Origin of the sequence: Gordonia insulae (genome assembly GCF_003855095.1) — a bacterium.
Classification (GTDB): domain Bacteria; phylum Actinomycetota; class Actinomycetes; order Mycobacteriales; family Mycobacteriaceae; genus Gordonia; species Gordonia insulae.
Genome location: NZ_CP033972.1, coordinates 1,004,723 through 1,030,048, shown reverse-complemented (window position 1 = coordinate 1,030,048; position 25,326 = coordinate 1,004,723). Strand labels below are relative to the sequence as shown.

Annotated in this window: 4 protein-coding genes; all 4 read left to right on the top strand. The window is 70.4% G+C overall.

Annotation, left to right across the window (positions count from 1 at the left end):
• Positions 1–63 precede the first annotated feature (63 nt).
• Genes D7316_RS04710 through entS form a run of 4 tightly spaced genes read left to right on the top strand, consistent with a single transcriptional unit; the run spans position 64 to position 25,308 of the window.
• Positions 64–3,138, top strand: a complete 3,075-nt coding sequence (locus D7316_RS04710) for a non-ribosomal peptide synthetase (RefSeq protein ID WP_124707255.1) — start codon at positions 64–66, stop codon at positions 3,136–3,138.
• Complete coding sequence (locus tag D7316_RS04705; RefSeq protein ID WP_232016768.1) at positions 3,135–10,688, top strand: non-ribosomal peptide synthetase; 7,554 nt, start codon at positions 3,135–3,137, stop codon at positions 10,686–10,688. Before D7316_RS04710 ends, D7316_RS04705 begins: the two co-directional genes overlap by 4 nt.
• Positions 10,685–24,019 (top strand): non-ribosomal peptide synthetase, encoded by a 13,335-nt coding sequence (locus D7316_RS04700; RefSeq protein ID WP_232016767.1) that lies wholly within the window; start codon positions 10,685–10,687, stop codon positions 24,017–24,019. The genes D7316_RS04705 and D7316_RS04700 overlap by 4 nt, the downstream gene beginning before the upstream one ends.
• Positions 24,016–25,308 (top strand): enterobactin transporter EntS, encoded by a 1,293-nt coding sequence (gene entS, locus D7316_RS04695; RefSeq protein ID WP_124707253.1) that lies wholly within the window; start codon positions 24,016–24,018, stop codon positions 25,306–25,308. The genes D7316_RS04700 and entS overlap by 4 nt, the downstream gene beginning before the upstream one ends.
• Positions 25,309–25,326 lie beyond the last annotated feature (18 nt).

The window sequence follows — 25,326 nt, the reverse complement described above, 5'->3', positions numbered from 1 at the left end:
GCTGAACGTCCATCGTGAACCCTGTAACGGGCGCACCCACCACGTCCCGGGTTCACGAGGCTGATGCGAGCGTCCGCGGCGCAGCGTGGACTGTGGTTCGCCCAGTCGCTCCTGCCATCCTCATCGGTCTTCACCGTCGGCCAGCTCATCGACTTCGGCGTGGCCCCCGACCACGCTCGGCTCCTCGCCGCGGTACAGGCCGCGATCGACGAAGCCGACGGCCTGCGTTCGCGTTTCACCGAGCGGCGCGACGGTGACGTCTCCGTCGACCTCGGCGGTCCGATACCCGTGTCGGCCATCGACCTCGGGGACGACCCCGCGGCGATCGACTGCCACGCGGGCGAGGCGGTGCGGACCGTTGTCGAACCGGCCGTCGGTCCGTGCGCATCGGCGACGGTGCTGACCGCCGGAAACCGCATCGCCCTGTTGTTGATCGCGCACCACATCGTCCTCGACGCCTACGGCCTGGGATTGTTGGGCCGACGCATCGGGAGGCTGTACGCCGATCCGGAAGACGATCGCCGACTGCGACCGGTGACCGAACTCCCCGTCGATGTCGATGCCGCTCGCCCCGGCGACCAGGAGTTCTGGACCGCCGAACTGTCCGGCGTCGACGGACCGCTCACGCTGTCCGATCGCCCGCGCGGACATCGCGTCGCGACCCGGGTACGAACCGTTCGGGTGACGGTCGCCGGCGCCGGCGCACTCACCCGCTCGCCCGCCCGGCTCACCGCCGCGATCGCCGCCTTCTGCAGCCGCCGGGCCGAGACGACCGACGTCGTGGTGGGCTTCCCGATGATGAACCGTCTGGGTTCTCCGGCGGCGAATGTGCCGTGTACGACGGTCAATGTCGTTCCGCTGCGCATCGAGGTGCGACCCGGGCAGACGGTGGACGAACTCGCCGACCGCGTCGGGGAGAAGATGCGGGCGATCGCACCCCATGCGCGGTATCGCGGCGAGGACATCGTGCGCGATCTCCGTCGCCGCGGCGTGGACGGCGCCGTCGGGCCGACCATCAACATCAAGCCGTTCGGTGCCGGGATCTCCTTCGGCCGCGACCCGGACGGCCGCGAGATCGGCGCAACCGTCGCCTCGCTGGCGCGCGGACCCGTCGTCGACCTCTCGGTGACGGCACTGGACCTCCCGAGCGGTGACCTGGAATTGCTGCTCGACGCCGACGCCGATCTGTATGGCGCCGAGGAGATCAGCGATGTCGCGGACACCCTGCGCACCTTTGTGACGACGTTTCTCGACGACCTCCGGCCGCGCTGCGGCGGCATCCCGCTCGACGCGTCGGGTGAGCAGGCCCGGGTGACCGCGATCCGGACCGGCGACGCCCGCGCCACGGTGCGCACCGATCCCACCCCTGTCGCCACACGCATCGCCGGACAGCCCGACCACCTCACCGCCGCCGTCTGCGGCGCCGAGCGCCTCACCTTCGGCGAACTGAACCGGCGGGCCGACGATCTCGCGTCCCGCATCGGCCCGTGCGGCGGCGAGGACATCGTGGCCATCCGCCTGCCCCGAGGACTCGACCTCGTCGTCGCCCTCGTGGCGGTGCTGCGCAGCGGAGCCGCCTTCCTGCCACTGGATCCGGGGTTTCCCGCGGACCGGCTGGCGGCGACCCTCGACGACGCGCAACCGGTCGCCGTGATCGAACCCGGCGTGCACGGCCCGAACGTCGGTCGACACCGCCACGTGCGGCAGAGCCCGTCGCGCGCCCGCGCGGACGCGCGTGCCGACGCCGCCGCCTACGTCATCTACACCTCGGGATCCACCGGCACACCCAAGGGCGTCGTCGTCGGACACGGTGCGCTGGTGAACTTCACCGACGCGATGATCCGCGACATCGGCCATCGCCCGGGCACGTCGATGCTCGCGGTGACGACCATCTCCTTCGACATCGCCATCCTCGAGACCCTCGTCCCGCTGGCCGCCGGAGCGTCGGTCGTCGTGGCCACCCCCGACGAGGTGCACGACCCTGGCCGGCTCGCCGACCTCATCGTGCGACACGGGGTCACCCACATGCAGGCCACCCCCTCGCTGTGGTCGGCGTTCCTCGACGGCGGGCACGGCCGCACGCTGGCCGGTGTCGACGTCCTCGTCGGGGGCGAACAGTTGCCGCCCGAGGTCGCGTCCGGTCTCGTCGCGACGGCCCGCTCGGTGCGCAACATGTACGGCCCGACCGAGACGACGATCTGGTCCACGACCGCTCCGGTGCGCGCCGGTCATGCCGTCTGCATCGGTGGCCCCATCGACAACACCGGTATCCGTGTGCTCGACGCGACGCTGCACCCGGTGCGGGCCGGTCGCGTCGGCGAGCTCTATCTCAGCGGCGCGGGTCTCGCCCGCGGCTACCACCGATTGGGTGCGATGACCGCTCAGCGGTTCGTCGCCGACCCCTACGGCCCCAGCGGCAGCCGGATGTACCGCACCGGCGACCTGGTGCGGACACGGGTGGACGGCTCGCTCGAGTGCCTCGGCCGTACCGACCACCAGGTCAAGGTGCGGGGCTTCCGCATCGAACTCGGTGAGGTGGAATCCGTTTTGGCCGAGCATCATTCGGTCGAGAAGGCGGTCGCCACCACGGTCGGCGGACGTCTCGTCGGCTATGTCACCGCCGCACCCGGCAACCACATCGACCCGGCCGCGGTACGGACCGATCTCGCCGCACGGCTGCCCGACTACATGCTGCCCGCTGCCATCGTGACGGTGCACGCCTTCCCGCTGACGCCGAACGGCAAGATCGACCGACGCGCACTGCCCGCACCCGATTTCGCCGGCATCGCCGGTCACACCCGCCCACCGGAAACGGACACCGAACGCACGCTCGCCGAGGTATTCGCCGCCGTGCTCGGCGTGGCCCGCGTCGGCGCCGACGACAGCTTCTTCCTCCTCGGCGGGGACAGCATCACCGCGGTGCGACTCGTCGCGGCCGCGGCGCAGGCCGGCCTGCAGATCACCCCACTCGAGGTGTTCGACGGGCCGACCGTCGCGAGGCTGGCCGCGGTGGCACGGCCGATTTCGGTCGAGGTGCCCGCAAGCGGCGCTCCCGGACCCGGAACGATCGACCAACTGACCACCGCCGGAATCGATTCCGCCGAACTCGACGAATTGATGGACGGAAACCTGCTGTGACCGCCGCACCCGGAGAGGCCATCGAGGACGTCCTGCCGCTCACCCCGCTGCAGGAGGCCATCGTCTATCACTCGACGAGACCGCGCGGCGCCGGCGAGACCGATCCATACCTGATCCTCGCCGATCTCGATCTGCTTCCGCTCGTCGGCGACGTCGACGCCGATCGCCTGCGGCAGGCGATCGGCATCGTGATGGATCGCCATGCGGCCCTGCGCACGTCGTACACCCGGCGCCGCACGGGACAGCCCGTCGCCCGCGTGCACGCAACCGTCGACGTCCCGTTGTCGGTCGTCCGGCTCGACGCCACGACCGACCTCACCGCCCTGCACCGACGCGAGCGCGCCGCAGGAGTCGCGTTGACCGCTCCTCCCCCGCTGCGTTTCGTCCTCGCATCGGCCTCCGACTCCACCGGACCGATCACCACACTGGTGATGATCGCGCACCACGTGGCCGTCGACGGATGGTCCATCCACCGCGTGCTGGACGAGATCGTGCGCGCCTATCGCGGCGACCACCTGCCACCGGTACGACCGCTGAGCGACTTCTTCGGTTGGCTGTCGACGCGCACGGGCGACACCGCGGCGTGGACCGCCGCCCTCGCCGGGCTCTCCGCCCCGACCCTCGTCGACGTGCCGGAGTCCACGGGGACCTCGCAGGTCACCGACCATCACTTCGATGTGGCGCGATCGGCCAGGCTACGCGCCGTCGCCCGGGACGCGGGTGCCACGGTGAACACCCTGATCCAGGTGGGCTGGGCGTTGACGCTCGCCGAACTCGACGACGTCGACGACGTCGTCTTCGGTGCCGTCGTCTCCGGTCGCAATCCCGCGGTGACCGGTGTGGACGAGATGGTCGGCATGCTGATCAACACGATCCCGGTCCGGATCCGGCTGCGCCCCACCGAGTCGGTGACCACACTCCTCGCCCGCGTCCAGCGGGAACAGCTCGCGTTGCTCGATCACCATCACACGGCTCTCGGCGACATCCAGTCCGCGAAGGGCATCGGTGAGCTGTTCAACTCGGTGGTGGTGTTCGAGAGCTTCCCGCGCGGTTCCGTCCGGCCCCGCATCGAGGACGAGAACACCTATCCGGCAACCCTGCTCGTGGAGGACGAGCCGGAGATACGTCTCCTGCTCGAGCGCCGCGGTGTGGACGCCACCGTGCTCGACAGGCTCGTCCGTCACCTCGAATCGATCGTGGACCGCCCCGGGGAGGTCGTCGGGCGCATCGGACGAACCGATCACGGGATCACCCAGTCGGTGGCCCAACCGGTCCAGCCCTACCAGTCGGTCGCCACGCGTATCGCGGCCACCGCGGCTGCGCATGGGCGTCGGGCGGCCGTCGTCGCCGGCGAGCGTCGTCTGGGCTACCGCGAGCTCGACACCGCCGCCGGGCGTTTCGCCGCCGCACTGGCCCGCCGCGGTGTGGGCCCCGAGTCGATCGTGGCGATCCGCCTGCGCCGCACCGTCGACATGGTCGTTGTGTTGCTGGCCGTCGCGCGCACAGGCGCCGCCTATCTCCCCGTCGACCCGGGATACCCGGACGACCGCGTGCGGTTCATGCTGGCCGACGCCATGCCCGACCTGATCGTCGACGACACCGTCCTGGACGCGCTGATCGACGAGACCGTCTCGGACCCGGCGACATTGCCGCCGGTCGACGTCGATCCGGCATCCGCGGGCTACCTCGTCTACACCTCCGGATCCACCGGCACACCCAAGGGCGTCGTCGGTACCGCGGGGGCGCTGGCGAACCGGATCGGCTGGGCGGCGGCCCGATGGAAAGGGACCATCGTGCTCGCCAAGAGTTCCATCGCGTTCATCGACGGCACCACCGAGATCTTCGGTGCGTTGGCCGCAGGCGCCACCGTCGTCCTGGCCGATGACGCCACGTCCCGCGACGCGGTCGCGCTCGCGCAGCTCGCCCTCGACTCCGGCGTCGATCAGATCACCGCGGTGCCCGCCCTGGCGCGCGCGGTGGTGGAGGGGGCCACCCGACCACTGCACACCGCCCGCTGGATCGTGTCCGGTGAGCCGCTACCCCTACCGGTCGCCGAGCGACTCCGCGTCGATACGGACGAGCTGATCAACTCCTACGGTTCCTCCGAGGTCGCCGGCGACGTCGCGATGGGGCCGGTCGGCGTAGAGGTGGAGGTGCACGCCGGGCATCCGGTGCCCGGGGTGGCGCTGCGGGTTCTCGATCGCCATCTGCAGCCCGTTCCACCCGGGGTCCCGGGCGAACTCTATGTCGCAGGTGTCCAGGTGGGCCGGGGGTATCACGGCCATCCCGAGTGGACCGCAACGAGTTTCGTCGCGGACATCGCCGGGGACGGTGGCCGCATGTACCGGACCGGAGATCGTGCCCGGCGTCGCGCCGACGGCCGTCTGATCCTGCTGGGCCGTTCCGACGCCCAGGTCAAGATCCGCGGCAACCGGGTCGAACTCGGTGAGGTGGAGTCGGCCCTGCTGTCCGTCGACGGCGTCACGGGGGCCGCGGTCGTCGCCGGTACCGGCAGCGACGGCGATGCCCGCCTCGACGCCTACGTGGCCGGTTCGGCGGCCACGCGCGATGTCACCGCCGCCATCGGGCGCCTCCTGCCGACCTACATGATGCCGGCGACATGGACGCGGCTGGAGGCCATCCCGATGACCCCGGGTGGCAAGCTGGACCGGCGCGGGCTGCCCGCTCCCGATCGGCCGCGCGCCGGCCACCGCCGTCCGCCGAGCACCGAGCTCGAGCGAGATGTGGTCGCCGCGGTCGCCGATGTACTCGGCGTGGCCGACGCAGGCCTCGACGACGACTTCTTCGACCTCGGTGGTCATTCGCTCTCCGCGACCCGCGTGCTCACCCGGCTGCGGGTGAGCTCCGGTGTGGCGCTGACCGTGGCACAGGTCTTCGACCATCCCGTTCTCGCCGACATCGTGGGGCTGATCGACGACGCCCGGCGAGACGAGCAGTCGGCGACGTCGACCCCGGCGCCCTCGGACGAGCCGGTGGCCCTCGCCATCCGACCGGACCCGATCCCCCTGTCCCCCGCACAGCGGCGGCTGGAGTTCCAGAGCGGTATCGACGACTCGGCGTACACCGTGCCGTTCGCGGTACGACTGCAGGGCACCGGCGCCGGTGCCGCCGACGCCGATCGGCTGCGCGTCTCCCTGCGGGGAGTCGTGCGACGGCACGAGGCCTTGCGCACCCGGATCGTCGGCGGGGCGCAGGTCATCGACCCGCCCGAGCGCGCCGAGAGTATCGACATTCCCGACCATGACGCGACGGACGACGGGCTCTCCACGGCGATGGCCACGCTGATCGCGCGACCCTTCGACCTCACCGCCGACCTCCCCATCCGGGCCGATCTGCTGCGGATCCATGCGGACGGCACGGGCGAAAGCGATAATCCGACATCCGATGCGGTCCTCCTCGTCACGGTGCACCACATCGCTGCCGACGAATGGTCGGCGGGACGACTGTTCGCCGAACTCGCCGACGGGTACAACGGCGTCGAGGTCCCCACGCCGACAATCCAGTTCGCCGATCACACGATATGGCAGCTCGGCCGGCTCGGGGATCCCGCGGACCCGGCGTCACGAGTCCACCGGCAGATCGCCTTCTGGCGCCGCACACTTGCCGACGCCCCCGACGAACTCGACCTTCCCTACGACCGGCCTCGGGAGCTCGAACGAGACAACCGCGGAGACGAGATCGTCGCGACGGTCGGCCCCGCCCGGCTCGCCGCTCTCCGCGACCGGGCGCGCCACGAGAACGCCTCGATGTTCATGCTCGTGCACTCTGCTGTGGCGGTGGCGCTCTCGGCCTCGGGCGCGGGCAACGACGTGGTGCTGGGCGCGCCGATCGCCGGCCGTGCAGCGGCGGCCACCGACGAGTTGATCGGCATGTTCGTCAACACCCTGACGTTGCGGACCGACCTGTCCGGCAATCCCGATCTCAGCGAGGTCGTCGCCCGCGTCCGGCGCGGCGATCTGGACGCGTATGCGAATCAGGACGTCCCGTTCGACGCGGTCGTGGCCGCCCTCGCACCGGATCGGTCACTGGCCCGCCACCCCCTGTTCCAGACGATGGTGCAGTACCGCGACCCGATCGTGGCGCCGGTTTTCGACGATCTGCGTGCGACTCCGGAGTTCCCCCGCACCAGCACCGCGAAGTTCGATCTCACCTTCGAGTTCGCCGAACTCGCCGACGATCTCGGAATCCGGTTCCGGCTGGAATACGCGACCGAGCTCTTCGATCGGCACACGGCGACGGCACTGTCCGACCGGGTCGTGACCCTGCTCGGCCTGATCGCCGACGCACCGACCACCCGACTCGCCGATCTCCGGCTCGCCGGAGGGCCGGCCGCAACCCTGTCCGATCCTGCCCTGTCCGATTCTGCCGTGCCCGTGCCCGACGGACCGCCGCGCAGTCTGGTCGACATCGTCGCCGCCACCGTCGCCATCGCCGGCGACCGGACCGCGGTGATCGCGGGCGCGGAACGACTGACGTATCGCGAGATCGACCACCGCAGTGCACGACTCGCTACTCGACTGATCGCCGACGGTGTCGTGCCCGGCGACTTCGTGGCCCTGCTCGTGTCCCGGTCGACCGACCTGGTCGTCGCCGTGCTGGCGACCTTGCGTGCCGGGGCCGCCTACGTCCCGATCGACCCCGACTATCCGGCCGACCGGGTCAGCGGGATCCTCGACGACGCCCGTCCCCGGCTCATCGTCGACGATCGTTATCTCGCATCGGGATCGGGCGATGCGACGTCACCGCATTCTGTCGTGTGGCCGACGGTCGGGCCCGACCACCCGGCCTACGTCATCTTCACGTCCGGCTCCACCGGTCGTCCCAAGGGCGTCACCGTCTCCCACCGCAACGTGGTCGCGCTGCTCGATGCGACCGCCGGCCTGTTCGAGTTCGGTTCCGACGACGTGTGGACGATGTTCCATTCCTACGCATTCGACTTCTCGGTGTGGGAGTTGTGGGGTCCACTCTCGACCGGCGCGAGCGTCGTGATCCCCGATCGCGCGACGACGCGCTCGCCGGAGGAACTCGGCGCCCTCATCGCCGCCGAGAACGTCACCGTGCTCAACCAGACACCATCGGCCTTCTTCGCACTCGATGCGGTCGACGGTGCGGGTACCTCGACCCCCGGGACCGCGCTCGCGGCTTTCGACCTCTCGTCGTTGCGCTACGTGATCTTCGGTGGTGAGGCCCTCGACCTCGGGCGACTGGATGGGTTCCTGACCCGGCATCCCCGGGTGCGGGCCGTGAACATGTACGGGATCACCGAGATCACCGTGCACGCCAGCCATCTCGCGATCGATGCCGATATCGCGTCACGCGCCCAGGGCAGCGACGTCGGGACCCTGCTACCCGGATTCCGCGGGCACCTCCTCGATCAGTACCTGCGCCCGGTCCCGACCGGCGCGCACGGCGAGCTCTATCTGGCCGGCCCTCAGCTGGCGACGGGCTATCTGCGACGGGCGGGTCTGACCGCGACCCGGTTCGTGGCGGATCCGTACCATCCCGGAGCCGTGCTCTACCGCACGGGAGACGTCCTGCGGCACACCGCCGACGGCCGACTGCTCTACGTCGGCCGCTCGGACGCACAGGTCAAGATCCGCGGATTCCGTATCGAACTCGGCGAGGTACGCGCGGCGCTGGCCGCGCTCGAGAACGTCCGCGATGTCGCGGTGATCGCCCGACCCGGTCCCGACGGTGCCGACCGGCTCCTCGCATACGTCGTCGGCGACGGCATCGATTCCGCCGCCATCCGGGTCGCTCTCATCGAACGGCTTCCCGATCACCTGGTGCCCGCGGCAATCGTGGTCCTCGACCGGATTCCGCTGACCGTCAACGGCAAGACGGACGTCGCCGCGTTGCCCGACCCGGAGCTCAGCGGTGGGGGCAGTCGCCGACCGGCCGCGGGCATGGAGCTCGCCCTCGCCGAGGTCTTCGCCGACAGCCTGGGCATCGACCGCGACACCGACGGCATCCCGGCGCTCGGCGTCGACGACGACTTCTTCTCGCTCGGCGGCGACAGCATCGTGTCGACCACCATGGTCAACCGGGCCCGCCGCCGCGGACTGCAACTGACCCCGCGAGATGTGTTCACCCATCGCACGATCGCCGGACTGGCCACCGTCGCCCGATGGGCCGATCAGGATCGGGTGGTCACGCCCGGCGGCGCGGCCGGGACGTCCACCTCCCGGGCGGTCCCGCTGCTGCCGATCGTTCACCGGCTCCGTGAACTCGGCGGCACGATCGACCGCTTCAACCAGTCGCTGGTCGTCGACACGCCGGTGGGCACCGATCGCGCCTCCCTGGCGGCGGCGTTGCAGGCGTTGCTCGATGGTCACGACGCGTTGCGCACCGGTCTGTCGGTGGTCGCCGGGGTGGTGTGGAGCATCGAGGCCCATCCGGTCGGCTCGGTGCGGGCGGCCGACGTCCTCGACGTGGTTGCGCTGTCCGGGTACGACGACACGGCGATGGCTGTTCACGTCGAATCCGACCGTGCCGCGGCACGTCTGGCCCCGTCTGCAGGCATCATGCTGGCCGCGACATTTCTCGAGCCGACGGCCGGCGAGACGGGTCGACTCATCCTGGTCATCCATCACCTGGCCGTCGACGGGGTGTCGCGGCGCATCATCCTCGACGACCTCGCCGCCTTCCACGAGGCGGCCGTCGCCGGCATCACGCCGGTCGCGTTGCCGGAGGGCACGACGCTCCCGGCCTTCGCCGGCACCGTCGCCGCACGCGCGGCCGACCCGGCGGTGCTGGCCGAGGCGCAGCACTGGGCGACCGTCCTCGCCCCCGGCGGCGAGCTGATCCCCGGCACACCACCGGCCGGTGGCCGCGTGGGCGATCAGCGGCATCACGTGGTGACGCCCGAGCCCGACGTCACCACCCGAATCCTGACCGATGTTCCCGGCCGGCTCGGAGTCGGCATCACCGCGCTGTTCCTCGGCGCGTTCCGGGTGGCCGCCGGTGCGGTGCTCGGCACGGGCGATCTGATCGTCGACACCGAACGACACGGGCGCGACACCGACCGCGCGGGGCTCGGCGATCTCGACCTGTCGCACACGGTCGGCTGGTTCACCACCGTCGCCCCGCTGCGTCTGCCCCCGGCCGTGGACCTGACGACGGCCGTGCTCGACGCCGAACGACTGTGGGACGAGATGCCCTCGGCAGGTGCCGGATTCGGGATGCTCCGGTACCTCAATCCACAGCTGTGGGGCGCACTCGCCGGTATGTCGCGGGCGTCGGTGCTGATGAACTATCTCGGCCGGTTCCCGGTCGGCGGCGGCATCGCCTGGCAACCGGCGGCCGAGTCCACCGCGCTGAATGCCGTGCCCGATCCCGACCTGGGTTGCGGCTACCCGCTCGAGATCGACATCGTGTGCCGCGACGAGACAACCGGACCCGTCCTGTCCGCCACCTTCACCCATCTGCCCGACCAACTGAGCACCGACACCGTTCACGACCTCGCCGAGGCGTGGCGCACCGCGCTCGAATCCCTGTCGGCACCGATCGATTCCGGAGCGCACGCGTGACCACGGCCTCGACCTCGACCCAGACTGTTCCGGCGCTGGCCGGGCAGCAGGACATCTACCTCGCGATGCAGGTCGCACCGGACCCGACGCTGTACAACACCGGCCTGTACGCGGAGGTCTCGGCCGAACTCGACGTCGGCCGACTCCATGCTGCGCTGGTGACGACGCTCGAGTCCGCCGAGGCACTACGCGCGGTGTTCGTCGACGACGCAGGCGAACTCCGTCAGCGACTGCTGCCCTCGGACCGGTGGCACCTGCCGGTGCTCGACCTCCGCGACGGCGATCCGCACTCCTGGATGAGTTCGCGGATGGCCGAGCCGATGGACATCGACGCGGGCCCGCTGTCGCAGTTCGCGATCTTGCGGGTCACCGACGACACGATCTTCGTGTTCCTCAAGGTGCACCATCTGGTGTGCGACGGCATCGGTCTGATCCACCTGCTGCAGGCCGTGCAGGAGCAGTACGACGGCAAGCAGGTGTCCCGCGCATGGGACCTCCGCACGGTGCTGGCCGCCGAGGAGGACTACCGGTCCGGTGAGCGCTTCCTCGAGGACAAGCGGTACTGGGTCGATCGGATGGCCGACCGTCCCGAGCCGGCCCGACTCCTCGAATCCGATCTGCCGCCGGGCAAGGGCCAGATCCACGCCCGCTTCGCCGTCTCCCCCGACGAGCTCGCACCTCTGCGCGCGCTGGCGTCACGGATCGGCGTACGCCCGGCCGTGCTGATGATCGCGGCGGTCGCGGCGTTCACCCAGGTCCGCACGGGCCGCGAGGACCTCGTGTTCGCGCTGCCCGTCACGGGCCGGCTCGATCGGGCGATGCGCACCGCGCCGTCGATGGTCACCAGCGTGCTCCCCCTCCGGATCACGGCCGGTCGCCGCGACGATCTCGCCGACATCGCCCTGCGCGTCGATCGCGCCCTCTTCGCGCTCATCGCCCACAGCCGTTTCCGCGGTGAGGATCTCGGCCGAGCGCTGGCCACCACCGCCGACCGCTCCGACGGGCCGTACCGGATGTTCGGACTCGGTGTGAACGTCATGTCCAACACCACCCGACAGTCGGTCGGCGGCCACGTCCTGACGGCACATTCGCTGGCCTCGGGCCCGGTGTCGGACGTCGAGATCCAGATCCAGCTGCGGCGCAGGGACCGGCCGGCCGAGGTGGTCGTGCGGGCGGTGGAAGCGGCCGCAACCGAGGCGGCTGAGATCGCCGACGCCTTCGCCGATTTCCTCCGCGCCTTGTCCGGACAGCCCGACGCACGGCTCGCCGCGCTGTCCGCCGACGCCGTCGAGATCGAGCACGACGATGCCGACGGTCCGGTCGCACCCACCCCGTCGCTGCACCGGCTCCGAGACTTCGGACGTGATCCGGAGACGCTGCCGCGCCGCCTGATCCACGCCCGAGCCGTTGCGCAGACACCGACGGCCGACATCCAGACCGTCGCCGATGCGCTCGCGGCACGCCACGGGGTGTTGCGCACGACCCTGCAGCGTCCCGTCCCGATCCTGTGGACCCTGTCCACCGAACCTGCCTGCGTCCCCGCCGTCGTCGTCGCCGAGTCGGATCATGTGCCGCACGAGCCGGCTCCCGGTGTCACCTATGTGCCTGCCACGGGGGAAGTCGTCCTCTCCGTCGATCCGGTCCTCGTCGATCCCGTGTCGGCGCACTTGCTCAGGGTCGATCTGCAGACCGCGCTGGACGATCTCGCCGCGGCACGGCACATCGAGATCGACGCGGTGCCGTGCTCGTTGCAGCGCGTCGTCGGCGATCTCACCGCTGCCGCCACCGACCCGTCGTCGTTGCCGAGGTGGCTCGACGCCCTCGCACCCGGTGCAGATCTACCCGCACCCGAATCGCCCACGCCCGAATCCTGCACGGCCGGTGGGCCGATCGTGCAGCGGCTGGAGCTCGACGCACCGGCCGGCACTCGCCCCGACCTCGCGTCGGCGACCGCGATGGCACCCGTCGTCATCGATGCACTCGCCGACGTCTTGGGCGATCGGATGCCGCCCTCGGTGCTCGTCGACCTCGTCGTCGACCTGCGCCCGGCCGGCGCCGACCGCACCGCCGGACCACTACAGGGGCTGAGTCCGGCGCGCATCGACGTCACCGATCCCGTGGCCGTCGTGCCCGCGGGTCCGCCGCTCGACGTGCTCCGCTTCTTGTCCCCGCAGGTCGGCAACGCCCTGAGGGGCGCCGCGGCGGCGGGGACCATCGTCGAGCCGGCGATCCTCCTCGGTGATCACGGTCTGCCGACCGGTCACGCGCTCACCGCCGCGGTGATCGCCACGGTCGACGGCTGGGCCGTCGAGGTATCCGCCGACCCGTCCCGGATCGCGGACGCCGACCGGGTGAGCGCCGCCGTCGCGACCGCACTCGCCGAACGGTCCGACACCCGGCTGGTACCGCTCGACGACGCCACCATCGGGCGACTCACCGAACGGCACGGTGCCATCGACGATGTGTGGCCGCTCGCACCGCTGCAGGAGGGTCTCTACTATCAGGCCCGCGTCGACGCCGACAACGACATCTACACCGCACAGTTCTGGCTCGACTTCGGCCACCGCCTCGACCCGGAGGCCGTCCGGGCCGCGGCCCGGGCGCTGCTGCGCGGGAATCCCGAGCTGCGTGCGGCGTTCGTCGAGCACGATGGCCGTCCGCTGCAGATCGTCATGGCCGACGCCGAACCCGAACTGACCGTGGTGGACCTCACCGACCGGCCGGACACGGTCGACGCGGACCTCGACCGGCTCCTCGCCGGCGACCGCGCCACCCCGCTCGCCCTCGACCACGCCCCGCTCTGGCGGATGACGCTGGTGCAGCTGCCGGGCGGGCGGGACCGACTCGTAGTCAATCGACGATTCCTGTTGTGGGACGGCTGGTCCGGCGGCCTGTTCGTCTCCCGACTCCTCGCCCATCTCAACGGCACCCCGGTACCGCCACGCGAGGCGTCATTGCGCGACTACCTGTCGTGGATCGCCCGCTCGGACGACACCGCCGCGGTCGCCGCGTGGCGGGAGCATCTCGCCGGATACGACGAGCCGGCGCTGGTCGCGCCCCGCGCCGTCGGACAGGCGCCGCGATCGCCCCGACGGATCGAGGTCGACCTCGGCCCGGAGCTGTCGGACCGGTTGCGCGCAGATGCCCGAGCCGCAGGCGTCACCTTGAACACGATCGTCTCCACGGCACTGACCCTCACCCTGTCGCGGGTGCTGGGCCGCACCGACATCGCGTTCGGTTCGACGGTCGCCGGTCGGCCGACCGAGGTCCCCGGCATCGACACCGTCATCGGACTGTTCCTCAACACCGTGCCGGTACGGACCGTCCTCGACCCGGCCGAGACCGTCGGGAACCTGTTGCGGCGCGTACAGGGCGACCGGGTGGCGTTGATGTCCTACGACCACATCGGATTGGCACAGCTGCAGCAGGAGACGGGCCATCCGGTGTTGTTCGACGTCCTATACGTGCTGCAGAACTTCCGGACCGAGGACGAAGAACACGCCCAGTCGCAGCTGCACGACGTGGTCGGCGAGGGCAGCCTGGACCACACGCACTATCCACTCGCCCTGGTGGTGACGCCCGGCCGTGACATCCGGTTCCGTCTCGAGTATCGCGATGACCTCATCGACGATCGCGCGGCACAGGATCTCGTCGCGCGGCTGCGCAACCTGCTGTGCGACATCGGCGCTCGACTGTCCGATCCGGTTGCCGCACTCGACACCACCCTGCCCGGCGACCTCCCTCTCACCGGCGGGTCGCATGCGCTGCCGGAGACCACGGTGTCCGATCTGCTCACCGCCCGCGCCGCCCGGATTCCGGACGCCGATGCGTTGGTGTTCGGTGACCGCAGACTGACCTATGCCGAACTCGAGACAGAGGTCGACCGCGTCGCCCACGTGCTGCACGACCACGGGGTCGGACCGGAGACGATCGTGGCGCTGGCAATCCCGCGCAGCATCGACACCGTCGTGGCATTGTTCGCGATCCTCCGCGCCGGCGGCGCATACCTGCCTCTGGAACTCGATCACCCCGATGACCGGCTGCAGGCGATCATCGCCGATGCCGGTCCGGCGGTGGTGCTCACCCACGGCGACGTGGCGCACCGCGTCGACGCGGTCGGGCTGCCCGCATTGCACATCGACCACCTACCCGAGCCCGTATCTCCGGATTGGGTTGCGCCGAAGGTCGATCCGGACTCTCCCGCGTACGTGATCTACACCTCGGGGTCGACCGGGAGACCCAAGGGTGTCCTCACGCCGTTCCGCGGGCTGACCAACATGCAACTCAACCATCGCGAGAAGGTGTTCGAGCCGGCGATCGCGCTCGCCGCCGACGCCGGCATCGAGGGTCGGCTGCGGATCGCGCACACGGTGTCGTTCGCCTTCGACATGTCGTGGGAGGAACTGCTCTGGCTGGTCGAGGGCCACGAGGTGCACGTGTGCGACGAGGAACTACGCCGCGACTCCGCGGCCCTGGTCGAGTACTGCGTCGAGCACCGGATCGACGTCGTCAACGTCACCCCCACCTATGCCGCCCAACTGTTCGCCGACGGTCTGCTCGACAGCGACCATGTGCCCCCGCTGGTGTTGCTGGGCGGCGAGGCGGTGTCCGAGCCGGTGTGGACACGTCTGCGCGACGACCCGCACACCCTCGGGTACAACCTGTACGGCCCCACCGAGTACACCATCAACACGCTCGGCATCGGCACCGACGAGTCGCCGACCTCGTCGGTGGGTACTCCGATCTGGAACACCACCGCGCATCTGCTCGATCCGTGGCTGCGTCCGGTGCCGACGGGCGTCGCCGGTGAGTTGTACGTCAGCGGAGCGGGTTTGGCGCGCGGTTACCTCGGGCGCCCCGACCTCACCGCGGAGCGGTTCATCGCCGACCCGTTCTCGTCGGGCGGACGCCTCTACCGCACCGGCGACCTCATGAAGGTGCGACCCGACGGGAACCTCGATTTCCTCGGTCGCACCGACGATCAGGTCAAGGTGCGCGGCCATCGAGTGGAACTCGGCGAGATCGACGCCGCACTCACGGCGTTCCCGGAGGTCGCCGCGTCGGCGGTCGTCGCGACCGTCGACCCCGGTGCGCCCGACGTCAAACGGCTTGTCGCCTATGTCATCCCGAGGGACCCGGCGGCCGGCATCGACTTCGCCGACCTGCGTCGCCGGCTGGCGACCGTGCTGCCGGACTACATGGTGCCGACCTTGTTCGCGGCAGTCGACGAATTCCCGATGACGGTCAACGGCAAACTGGATGTCCGCGCGTTGCCGCAGCCCCAACGATCTGGTGTCCGCCGTGCGCCACGAACCGATCTCGAACGCCGCCTCTGCGAGATCTTCGCGGAGGTCCTCGGTCTCGCCGACGAGGACGGTGACTGTGCGGTCGGCGTGGACGACGACTTCTTCGAACTCGGCGGGCATTCGATGGCGGCGATGCGGCTCGCCGCCGTGCTCCGTGGTGAACTCGGCGCCGAGGTCGCCATCCGGGACCTGTTCGAGGCGCGGACACCGGCGGAATTGGCCCTGCGGGCCCGGATGACCGGTACCGCGTCCGACATCGAGGTCGGTCCCCGCCCCGACCGCGTCCCGCTGTCCCCCGCGCAGGAACGCCTCTGGGTGCTGCACGCTCTCGACCCTTCCGACGTGTCGTATCACTACGGCCACGTCATCCGGCTGGGGGCCGCCGTCGATGTGGTCGCCCTGCGTGCCGCCGTCCGGGATGTGTTGCTGCGGCACGAGAGTCTGCGGACCGTCGTCGACGTGGACGACTCCGGTGAACCCTCCCAACGCATCCTCGAGCCCGGTGAGGTCCCCGACGTCGTCGAAATCGATGACCTCGCCTTCGCCGCCGACGTCGACGGGGACGCGGTGATCGCGGAGGTCACCGCCCGTGCACGCGACTTCATGACCCGCCCGTTCGACCTGCGGGGTGCGCCACCGATACGTGTGCGTCTCGATCAACTGGGCGCCGGGAGTGAAGCGAGCGGGCCCCATCAACTGGGCGCCGGGAGCGAAGCGAGCGGGCCCGATCAACCGGGCGCCGGGAGCGAAGCGAGCGGGGTGCTGTCGATCGCGCTCCATCACATCGCCACCGACGAGTGGTCGGACCGGCCGCTGCTGACCGATCTCACCGTGGCGTATGCCGCACGCGTGGCGGGGATGTCACCGGACTTCTCACCATTGCCCGTGCAGTACGCGGATTACGCGCTCTGGCAGCGGCGACGCATCGCCGAGTCGGGCGCGGATCAGCTGGATTTCTGGGCGGAGACGCTGGCCGATCTCCCGGAGGAGCTCGTCCTGCCGCGCGATCGGCCACGTCGCCCGGGTCCGCCCGGACCTGCCGCGACCGAGACCGTCACCGTGGGTGCGGCGACTCGATCGCGGCTGGCCGAGATCGCCCGCTCGGGCGGTGCCAGCATGTTCATGCTGGCACAGGCCGCGGTTGCGACGCTGCTGCACCGGGAGGGAGCAGGCGACGACATCCCGCTCGGCACACCGGTGTCCGGTCGTGTCGATCCGGCTCTCGACAATCTGGTCGGCTTCTTTGTCGGCACCCAGGTGCTGCGCAACGATCTGGGCGGCCGCCCGCGGTTCGACGAACTCCTGGAGCGGGTCCGGGTACTCGATCTGGCCGCTTTCGACAACCAGGACATCGGATTCCAGCAGATCGTGGAGCGTGTGGCACCGCCACGCATGATCGGCCGGAATCCCCTTTTCCAGGTGACGGTCGGCTACCTGCCGCTCGAGGCGGTGCCAGGTGAATTCCTCGGCGCACCTGCGACCTTCGAGCCGTTGTCGGCGGTTCAGGCGAAGTTCGATCTCGCTTTCACCTTCGTCGACATCACTGCCACCGGTGAATTGACCATCGGCCTCGAGTACGCCACCGACATGTTCGACGGGCAGACCGCGCGGATGCTGCTCGATCATCTGTGTCTCGTCCTCGACGCCGTCGTCGCCGATCCGCGTGTGCGGGTGGACGGGATCGCTCTGCTCGACGACACCGCGCTCGCGGCGATACGCGCTCGTGAGAGTGGACCGGCCGAGTCGGCCGACCCGGGTGTCACCGTGGTCGATCTGTTGCGTGACGCGGCGATCCGCCACGCCGACGAGATCGCGATCCGCGGCACCGCGGGCCGCACACTCACCTATCGCGCACTCGATCGCGCCGTGGAACGCCTGGCCATCAGGCTGCGCCACCACGGTGTCGGACCGGAGAGCGTGGTCGCGGTGATCGCCGACCGCAGCGTCGCCCAACTCGTCGCCCTGCACGCGGTGCTGCGCGCGGGAGCAGCCTATCTTCCGGTCGACACCGATCTGCCCGTCGACCGGATCGCGTACCTGCTGGCCGACGGCGCACCGACTGCGGTCATCGTCGACACGTCGCCGACCGCGGCGGCGGTGGTCGTGTCGCCGGGGTTGCCGTCGTTCACGGTGTCCGACGAGTCGGTCTCCGATGAGTCGCCGTCTGTCCCCATCGACGTCGAGGTCGGGTCGTCCGGCGACGCGCAGCACACCACGCCTCGTCCGCACCATCCTGCCTATGTCGTCTACACGTCCGGCTCCACGGGCCATCCCAAGGGCGTGGTGGTCAGTCACCGCAACGTCGTGAACGTCCTGGCGTGGCGGCTGGCGTCGATGCCCGGCGGAGCGCTGGGCCCGGGTGACGCCGTACTCGTCAAGACCCCCGTCGGATTCGACGGCGCGGTGTGGGAGTTGTTGCTGCCGTTCGTGACCGGTGCCACCGCGGTCGTCGCGGAGCCCGGCGCGCAGCGCGACCCCGCGCGTCAGGCGCAGATCATCGCCGATCACGGTGTCACCACTGCCGTGTTCGTCCCGTCCCTGCTCGAGCTGTTCGTTCCGTATCTCGATTCGGTGCCGAGCCTGCGCCACATCATCGCCGGTGGTGAGGCGCTGACCGCGGAGCTGGCCGGCCGTGTGCTCACGGCGGCGCCCCGGTTGCAGCTCATCAACGCGTACGGGCCGACCGAGACCACTGTCGTCGTCACCGATTTCACCGCACAGCCGGACACCCGCACGCGCACCGTGCCGATCGGACAGCCGATCAGCGGGACCGACCTCGTGGTTCTGGACGGGTCGCTGCGACGTGTTCCCGACGGCACGGTGGGCGAACTGTATGTCCGCGGAACGGCCGTCGCGCGAGGCTATCTCGCGCGCCCCGGTCGCACCGCGGCGAGCTTTGTCGCCGACCCGACAGGTGAGTGGCCGGGTGCCCGGACCTATCGGACCGGCGATCTGGTCCGCCGCCGGAACGGGTTGCTCGAGTATGTCGGGCGAGCCGACACCCAGGTGAAGATCCGCGGCAATCGGGTGGAGATCGGTGAGATCGAGGCCGCCCTCCGTGCTCTGCCCGGTATCTCGGGCGCCGCGGTGGCCGTCGACGGTCACCGTGTGGTCGGTTGGGTCGTCCCCGACCGGTCCGTGCTCGGTGACGACGACGCCGGCATCGTGGACACCGTCTCGAGTCGGCTCGCGTCGACGCTGCCCGGCTACATGATCCCGGCGCCGATCGTCGTACTCGATACGTTCCCGCTCAACCACGCGGGCAAGCTGGACCGGCGCGCATTGCCGGCGCCGGCGACCGCGGTCGGCGGCACCCCACCGCGAACCGACCTCGAGTCCGACCTCGCCGAGATCTTCGGCGCCGTGCTCGGACATCCGGTGACCGATGTGCACGCCGACTTCTTCGCTCTCGGTGGTCATTCGTTGCTCGCCATCAAGGTGATCAATCTGGTGCGCGCGACTCTGGGCTACGACCTCGGTTTGCGGGTGCTGTTCGATCATCCGCGGGTGTCCGCACTCGCCGGATACGTGACGTCGGCCGACTTCGTCGCCGGCATCGGCGAGGTGGTCGAACTGCGTCGGCGTAGCGGTGGCACACCGGTGCTCTCGTTCGGCCAGGAGCAGATGCTCACCCTCCATGCCATGTCCGGCCCGTCGTCGGTGTACAACGTGCCGATGCTCTGGCGGCCGGGCGGAGCTGCCGGCCGGGATCGCATCGACCGGGCGGCGCTCCGCGCTGCGATCACCGATGTTGTTCTGCGCCATGAGGTGTTGCGGACCCGCTACCCCGAACAGGGGCCGGAGGCCGTCGCGCGACCGGAGGTCGTGGTCGTCGATGCGGCGGGCCCGGAGGAGTTGTTCACCGGCAGCGCCCACGCCTTCGACCTCGCTCGCGAGATCCCCATCCGGGTGACTGCGACCGAGGACGTCGCGGTGGTCACCATCCACCACATCGCCACCGACGAGTGGTCGGCCGCACCGATGCGCGCCGACCTCGACACCGCTTACGCCGCGCGGGTCGTCGGCGATGCGCCGCAGTGGGACGAACTGCCGCTGCAGTACTCGGATTTCGCCGCGTGGCAGCGTGCGGCCGTGTCCGGCGAGCGTCGCGACCGACAGTTGTCGTTCTGGCGCGACGCACTCGCGGGTGCGCCCGACGAGCTGACACTGCCCTATGACCGTCCGCGTCCGCCGCGGCCGTCGGGGCGCGGCGACGGCGTGTTCGTCGTGTTGGATCCCGCCGTGGCGCGATCCCTGCGGGCGCTCGCCGACCGGACGGGCACCTCGATGTTCATGGTGATGCAGTCGGCCGTCGCCGTGCTGCTGTCCCGGCTCGGTGGCGGCGGGGACATCCCGCTCGGTACCCCGGTGACGGTCCGCAATGACGCACGGCTCGATCGCCTGATCGGCTACTTCCTGAACACACTGGTCCTGCGTACCGATGTGTCCGGGAACCCGACCGCCGTCGATCTGCTGGCCCGGGTCCGCGCTGCCGACCTCGCCGCCTTCGACAACCGCGACGTCCCGTTCGAGCAGGTGGTCGACGCCGTGTCCGCCTCGCGGTCGCCGGCGATGAACCCGCTGTTCCAGACGATGGTCGTCTACGTCGACGGCCGACTGCCGGATGTCGCTTCCTCCGTCGCGTCGGTCGCCGTCGGAGCGGGCACGGGCGGCACAGCTCCCCCGGCGCCGAGAACGGCGAAGTTCGATCTGTCCTTCGACTTCACCGAGGACAGCTCGTCCGGCGAGCCGCGAGTCGGCGGGGTGATCGAGTTCAGCACCGACCTGTTCGACCGGGGCACCGTCGAGGCGATGTCGGCGCGGCTGGTCACGATCCTGGAATTCATGGCCGCCCAGCCGGATACACCGTTGCGCCGACTCGACGTCCGGGTGCCCGACGAGCGGCGTGAGCAGTTCCGCGCACCGGCCGAACCGACCACCTTCCCGGTGCTGTTCGATGACGTCGTCGCCCGCGATCGATCCGCGCCCGCTCTCCGCGGCCCCGATGGCACCCGCACGTTCGGTGAACTCGACCGTCGGGTCCGTGACATCGCCGGCAGGCTCGTCGCCGACGGCATCGGTCCCGAGGATGTCGTCGTCGTCCGGCTCCCGCGTGGCGTGGTGGCCCTCGAGACGATCTTCGCGGTCCTGTACGCGGGCGCCGCCTATCTGCCGATGGAACCGGACACACCGGCCGAGCGGATGCAGGCGATGCTCACCATCGCACGACCACGACGGGTGATCGATCGTCTCGACGACGATCTGTTCGTCGACCTCGACGCCGCTGCCTCCGATCCCGCTGCCGCCGATGCCGCCGCGATCAACGAAGCTGCACCACAGGGGTTCCGGCGTGTTCGTCCACTCCGGCCCGACCATCCCGCGTATCTGATCTTCACCTCCGGTTCGACCGGTACCCCCAAGGGGGTCGTGGTCCCGCATCGAGGCCTGACCAACTTGTTCGCCAGTCATCGACGGATGCTCCACGAGCCGGCCAGGGCACGTGCCGGCCGGGAACGGCTGCGCGTCGGACACGCCTGGTCGCTGGCCTTCGACGCATCGTGGCAGCCGCAGTTGTGGCTGCTCGACGGCCACGAGATCAGCATCGTCGATGCCGACACCCGACACGACGCCCAGGCCCTCTCCACCCAGCTGATCGACGAGTCGTGGGACTTCCTGGAGCTCACGCCATCTCACCTCCGCCGGCTCGGCGGCGCAGAGCGTGCGATGGTGGCGGTCGGATTCGGCGGCGAGGCCGTACCCGACGCCCAGTGGCAACAGCTTCGGGAACTGGGCACCACGGGCCTCGGGGGCACCGATGCCTACAACCTGTACGGCCCGACCGAGGCGACCGTCGACGCGCTCGTCGCCCGCGCGTCCGACGCCGCCCATCCCATCGTCGGACGGCCGGTGGACGGCGCGCGGGCCTATGTCCTGGACGCCGGTCTGAGCCCGGTGCCCGACGGCGTGGACGGCGAGCTGTACCTCGCCGGCGCCGGACTGGCCCGCGGCTATCTCGGCCGCGGGGATCTCACTGCGGAGCGTTTCGTCGCCGACCCGTTCGCGGCGAACGGCGCGCGGATGTATCGCACCGGCGACACGGTGCGGTGGCATCGTGACGGCAATCTCGAGTACCGAGGTCGTGGCGACGACCAGGTCAAGATCCGCGGTTTCCGCGTGGAACTCGGCGAGGTCGAGGCGGCGTTGGCCGCGGCGCCCGGCGTCCATGCCGCACTCGCCCTTGCCCGGTCCGGACGTCTGGTCGGTTATGTTGTCGCCGAACCGGATACGGTGCCGCGACCGACCGCGCTGCGCGCAGCGGTCCGCGACGTCCTGCCGGACTACATGGTGCCGTCGGCGATCGTCGTCGTCGAGGGGTTCCCGACTCTGCCCAATGGCAAGATCGACCGACTCGCGCTGCCCGAGCCGCATCTCGATGTGGAGGTCCGCGCGCCCGAGTCGCCGGTGCAGCAACAGATCTGCCATGCCATCGCCGATGTGCTCGGGCTCGCCCGCCACCGGGTGGGCCTGGACGAGGACTTCGGTGAGCTCGGCGGTGACAGCATCGTCGCGATGCAACTGGTCGCGCGGCTGCGCGCGGAGGGCTTCACCGTGTCCCCGCGCGACGTGATGTCCGGCCGGACCGCGGGCGAACTCGCCGCTTCGCTGGGTGAGCCGACGGATGTGGCGCCGTCCCTGGCCGACGTCACCTCCGGCGTCGTCCCGGCGACACCGATCGTTCGCTGGCTCGAGGACCTCGTCACCGCCGGGGACCGTGCGGCATCCGTCGGACGGAGACCGGTCGACCTGATCCGTGGCTTCCATCAGTCCGCGGTGCTGCGGGTCCCGGCAGATCTCGATCAGTCGTTGCTGCACAAGGCTTTCGCCGAGCTCGTCGCCCGGCATCACTTGTTGCGGGCCCGCCTGGTCGCCGACGAGACGCCGTGGCGCTTCGAGGTGCCCGACGCGGTGGCCGGGGTCCTGCTGTTGCGCGAGACCGACCGGGACGTGGAGGCCGCGGCGCGGCGCGCACGGGATCGTCTGGATCCGGAGGCGGGCGTGATGGCCTCCGCGGTGTGGCTCGATTTCGGCGACGAGCCGGGTCGCCTGCTGCTCCTCGTCCATCACCTGGTCGTCGACGGGGTGTCGTGGCGCACCCTGGTTCCGGAGCTGCTCGCCATCTATGCGCAGCTCCGGGAGGGAGCCACACAGCTGTCCCTGCCACCCGCGCCCACCGCGTTCGCGGCGTGGGCGCGGGAACTGGTGGACCTCGAACGCTCTGCCGAACTGCCGATGTGGCGTGAACTCGTCGGGGGCGTATCCGCGAACGCGATGTTCGGCAGGGCGCTCGATCCGAGCATCGACCGGCAGCGCACGGTCCGGCGTCACCGGGTCGACATCGATCCGGAGGTCACCGATCGTCTGCTCGGCCCCGTGCCGACGGCACTCGGCGTCGGTGTCGACGACGTCCTGCTCGGCGCGTTCGGCGCGGCGGCGGGCGCGCCCACCCTGGTCGACCTCGAAGGACATGGCCGCGAGGAGCATCTGGTCGCAGGTGCCGATCTGAACGGGACGGTCGGGTGGTTCACCGCGGTGCATCCGGTGCGGGTCGGCGGTTCCGGATCGGTCACCGAGCAGGTGCGTGACCTGGCGGCCCAGCGGGCGCAACTACCCGACGGCGGCATCGGCTACGGCATACTCCGCCACCTGAACGGACACGATCTCCCCGGAGCGGCAATCGAATTCAACTATCTGGGTCGGTACCGTTCGTTCGGGTTCGACGATTGGGGCGCGGCGCCCGAGTCCGCCGAGATCGGCCCCGACGACGACATGCCCGGCGGATATGGACTCATCATCGACGTGACCACGCTCGACGGACCGGAAGGAACCCGTATGCAGGCCAGTTGGAGTTACCAGCCAGGGGTCATCGACCCGGCGGCGGTCGTCGCCCTCGCCGGACGGTGGTCGGCGGCGCTGCGCGAACTGACGCACGGCGCACCCGTCGACACCACCGGGGTCGACGCATGAGCGGCGCACGGTCCCTGCTCATCGACATCTCCCCACTGCGGGAGAGCGCACCGTTCCGCCGGATCTTCGTCGCCCGCCTGATCTCCCTGATCGGAATCGGCCTCCTGCTGGTCTCGGTTCCGGTCCAGATGTACGACCTGACCGGGTCGTCCGCACAGGTCGGTGCCGCCACCGCCGTCACCGGGATCACCACCTTCGTCGGGATGCTCGTCGGGGGTTCGCTGGCCGACCGGTTCGACCGCAAACGACTCATCCTGGTCGGCCGCGGCGGCGCGGCGCTGTCGTTCGCGGGTCTCGCGGTGAATGCGTTCGGCATCCTCCCGGGCACCCCGTCGGTCGCGGCGCTGTACGCCCTGGCCGGGATCGACGGATTGATCGGTGCGTTGTCGACGTCGGCGCTCATGGCGGCGGTGCCCACCCTCATCCCCCGCGACAAGCTGGTGGCCGTCGGAGCGTTGAGCGCGTTGACCGTTCGTGTCGGCTCCGCCGTCTCGCCCGGCATCGCCGGATTCATCATCGCCGGCGCCGGCGTCGAGTGGGCATATGTGGTCGCCGCATGCCTGGCGACGACGACGGTGCTGATCCTGCTCGGCCTGCCGTCGCTGCCGCCCAGCGCCCCGGTCGTGGGTGAGAAGCTACCCTCCGCACCGGCCGGCACCGAGGCGACACCCGCGACGACGTCGCTGGTCCGTTTCATCCTCGAGCAGCGGGTCGTCGCGGGCGTGATGATCGTCGGGGTGCTCGCCATGCTCGGCGCCGGAGTCGTCGCGCTGCTGCCCGCGCTGGTCGCCGAGCGATTCGACGGTGATGCCCGCGCGACGGGATTCCTGTACGCCGCGGTGGCGACCGGCGCCATGATCGCGGCGTTGACGAGTGGTTGGCTCGCGTCCGTCCGGCGGCCCGGCCTGCTCCTGGTGTCCGCCCTCACCGCCGCGTTCGTGGTCCAGATCTTCTTCGGTCTGGCCCCGGTGGTGTGGTTGGCCCTGGGGCTGCTCGCCGTGATCGGATTCATCGAGGCGATCCAGGAGGTCTTGCGGTACTCCATCATCCAGCACCACACCCCGGGTCCGCTGCTCGGTCGGGTGAACGGCATCTGGATGGCGCAGGAGGTCGGGGGCATCACGGTGGGCGCCCTCGTCGCGGGTGCCTTCGGCACGATCTGGGTGGCGTCGGACGCCATCGTCTACTACGGCGTCGTGATGGTCGTGCTCTCACTGATCGCCCTGGTCACCCTGCGGTCGTTGGTCGGGGTACGCAAGGAGCCCGTGCACGCGGACGCGGTGAACTGACGGCGATCCGGGGTCTGT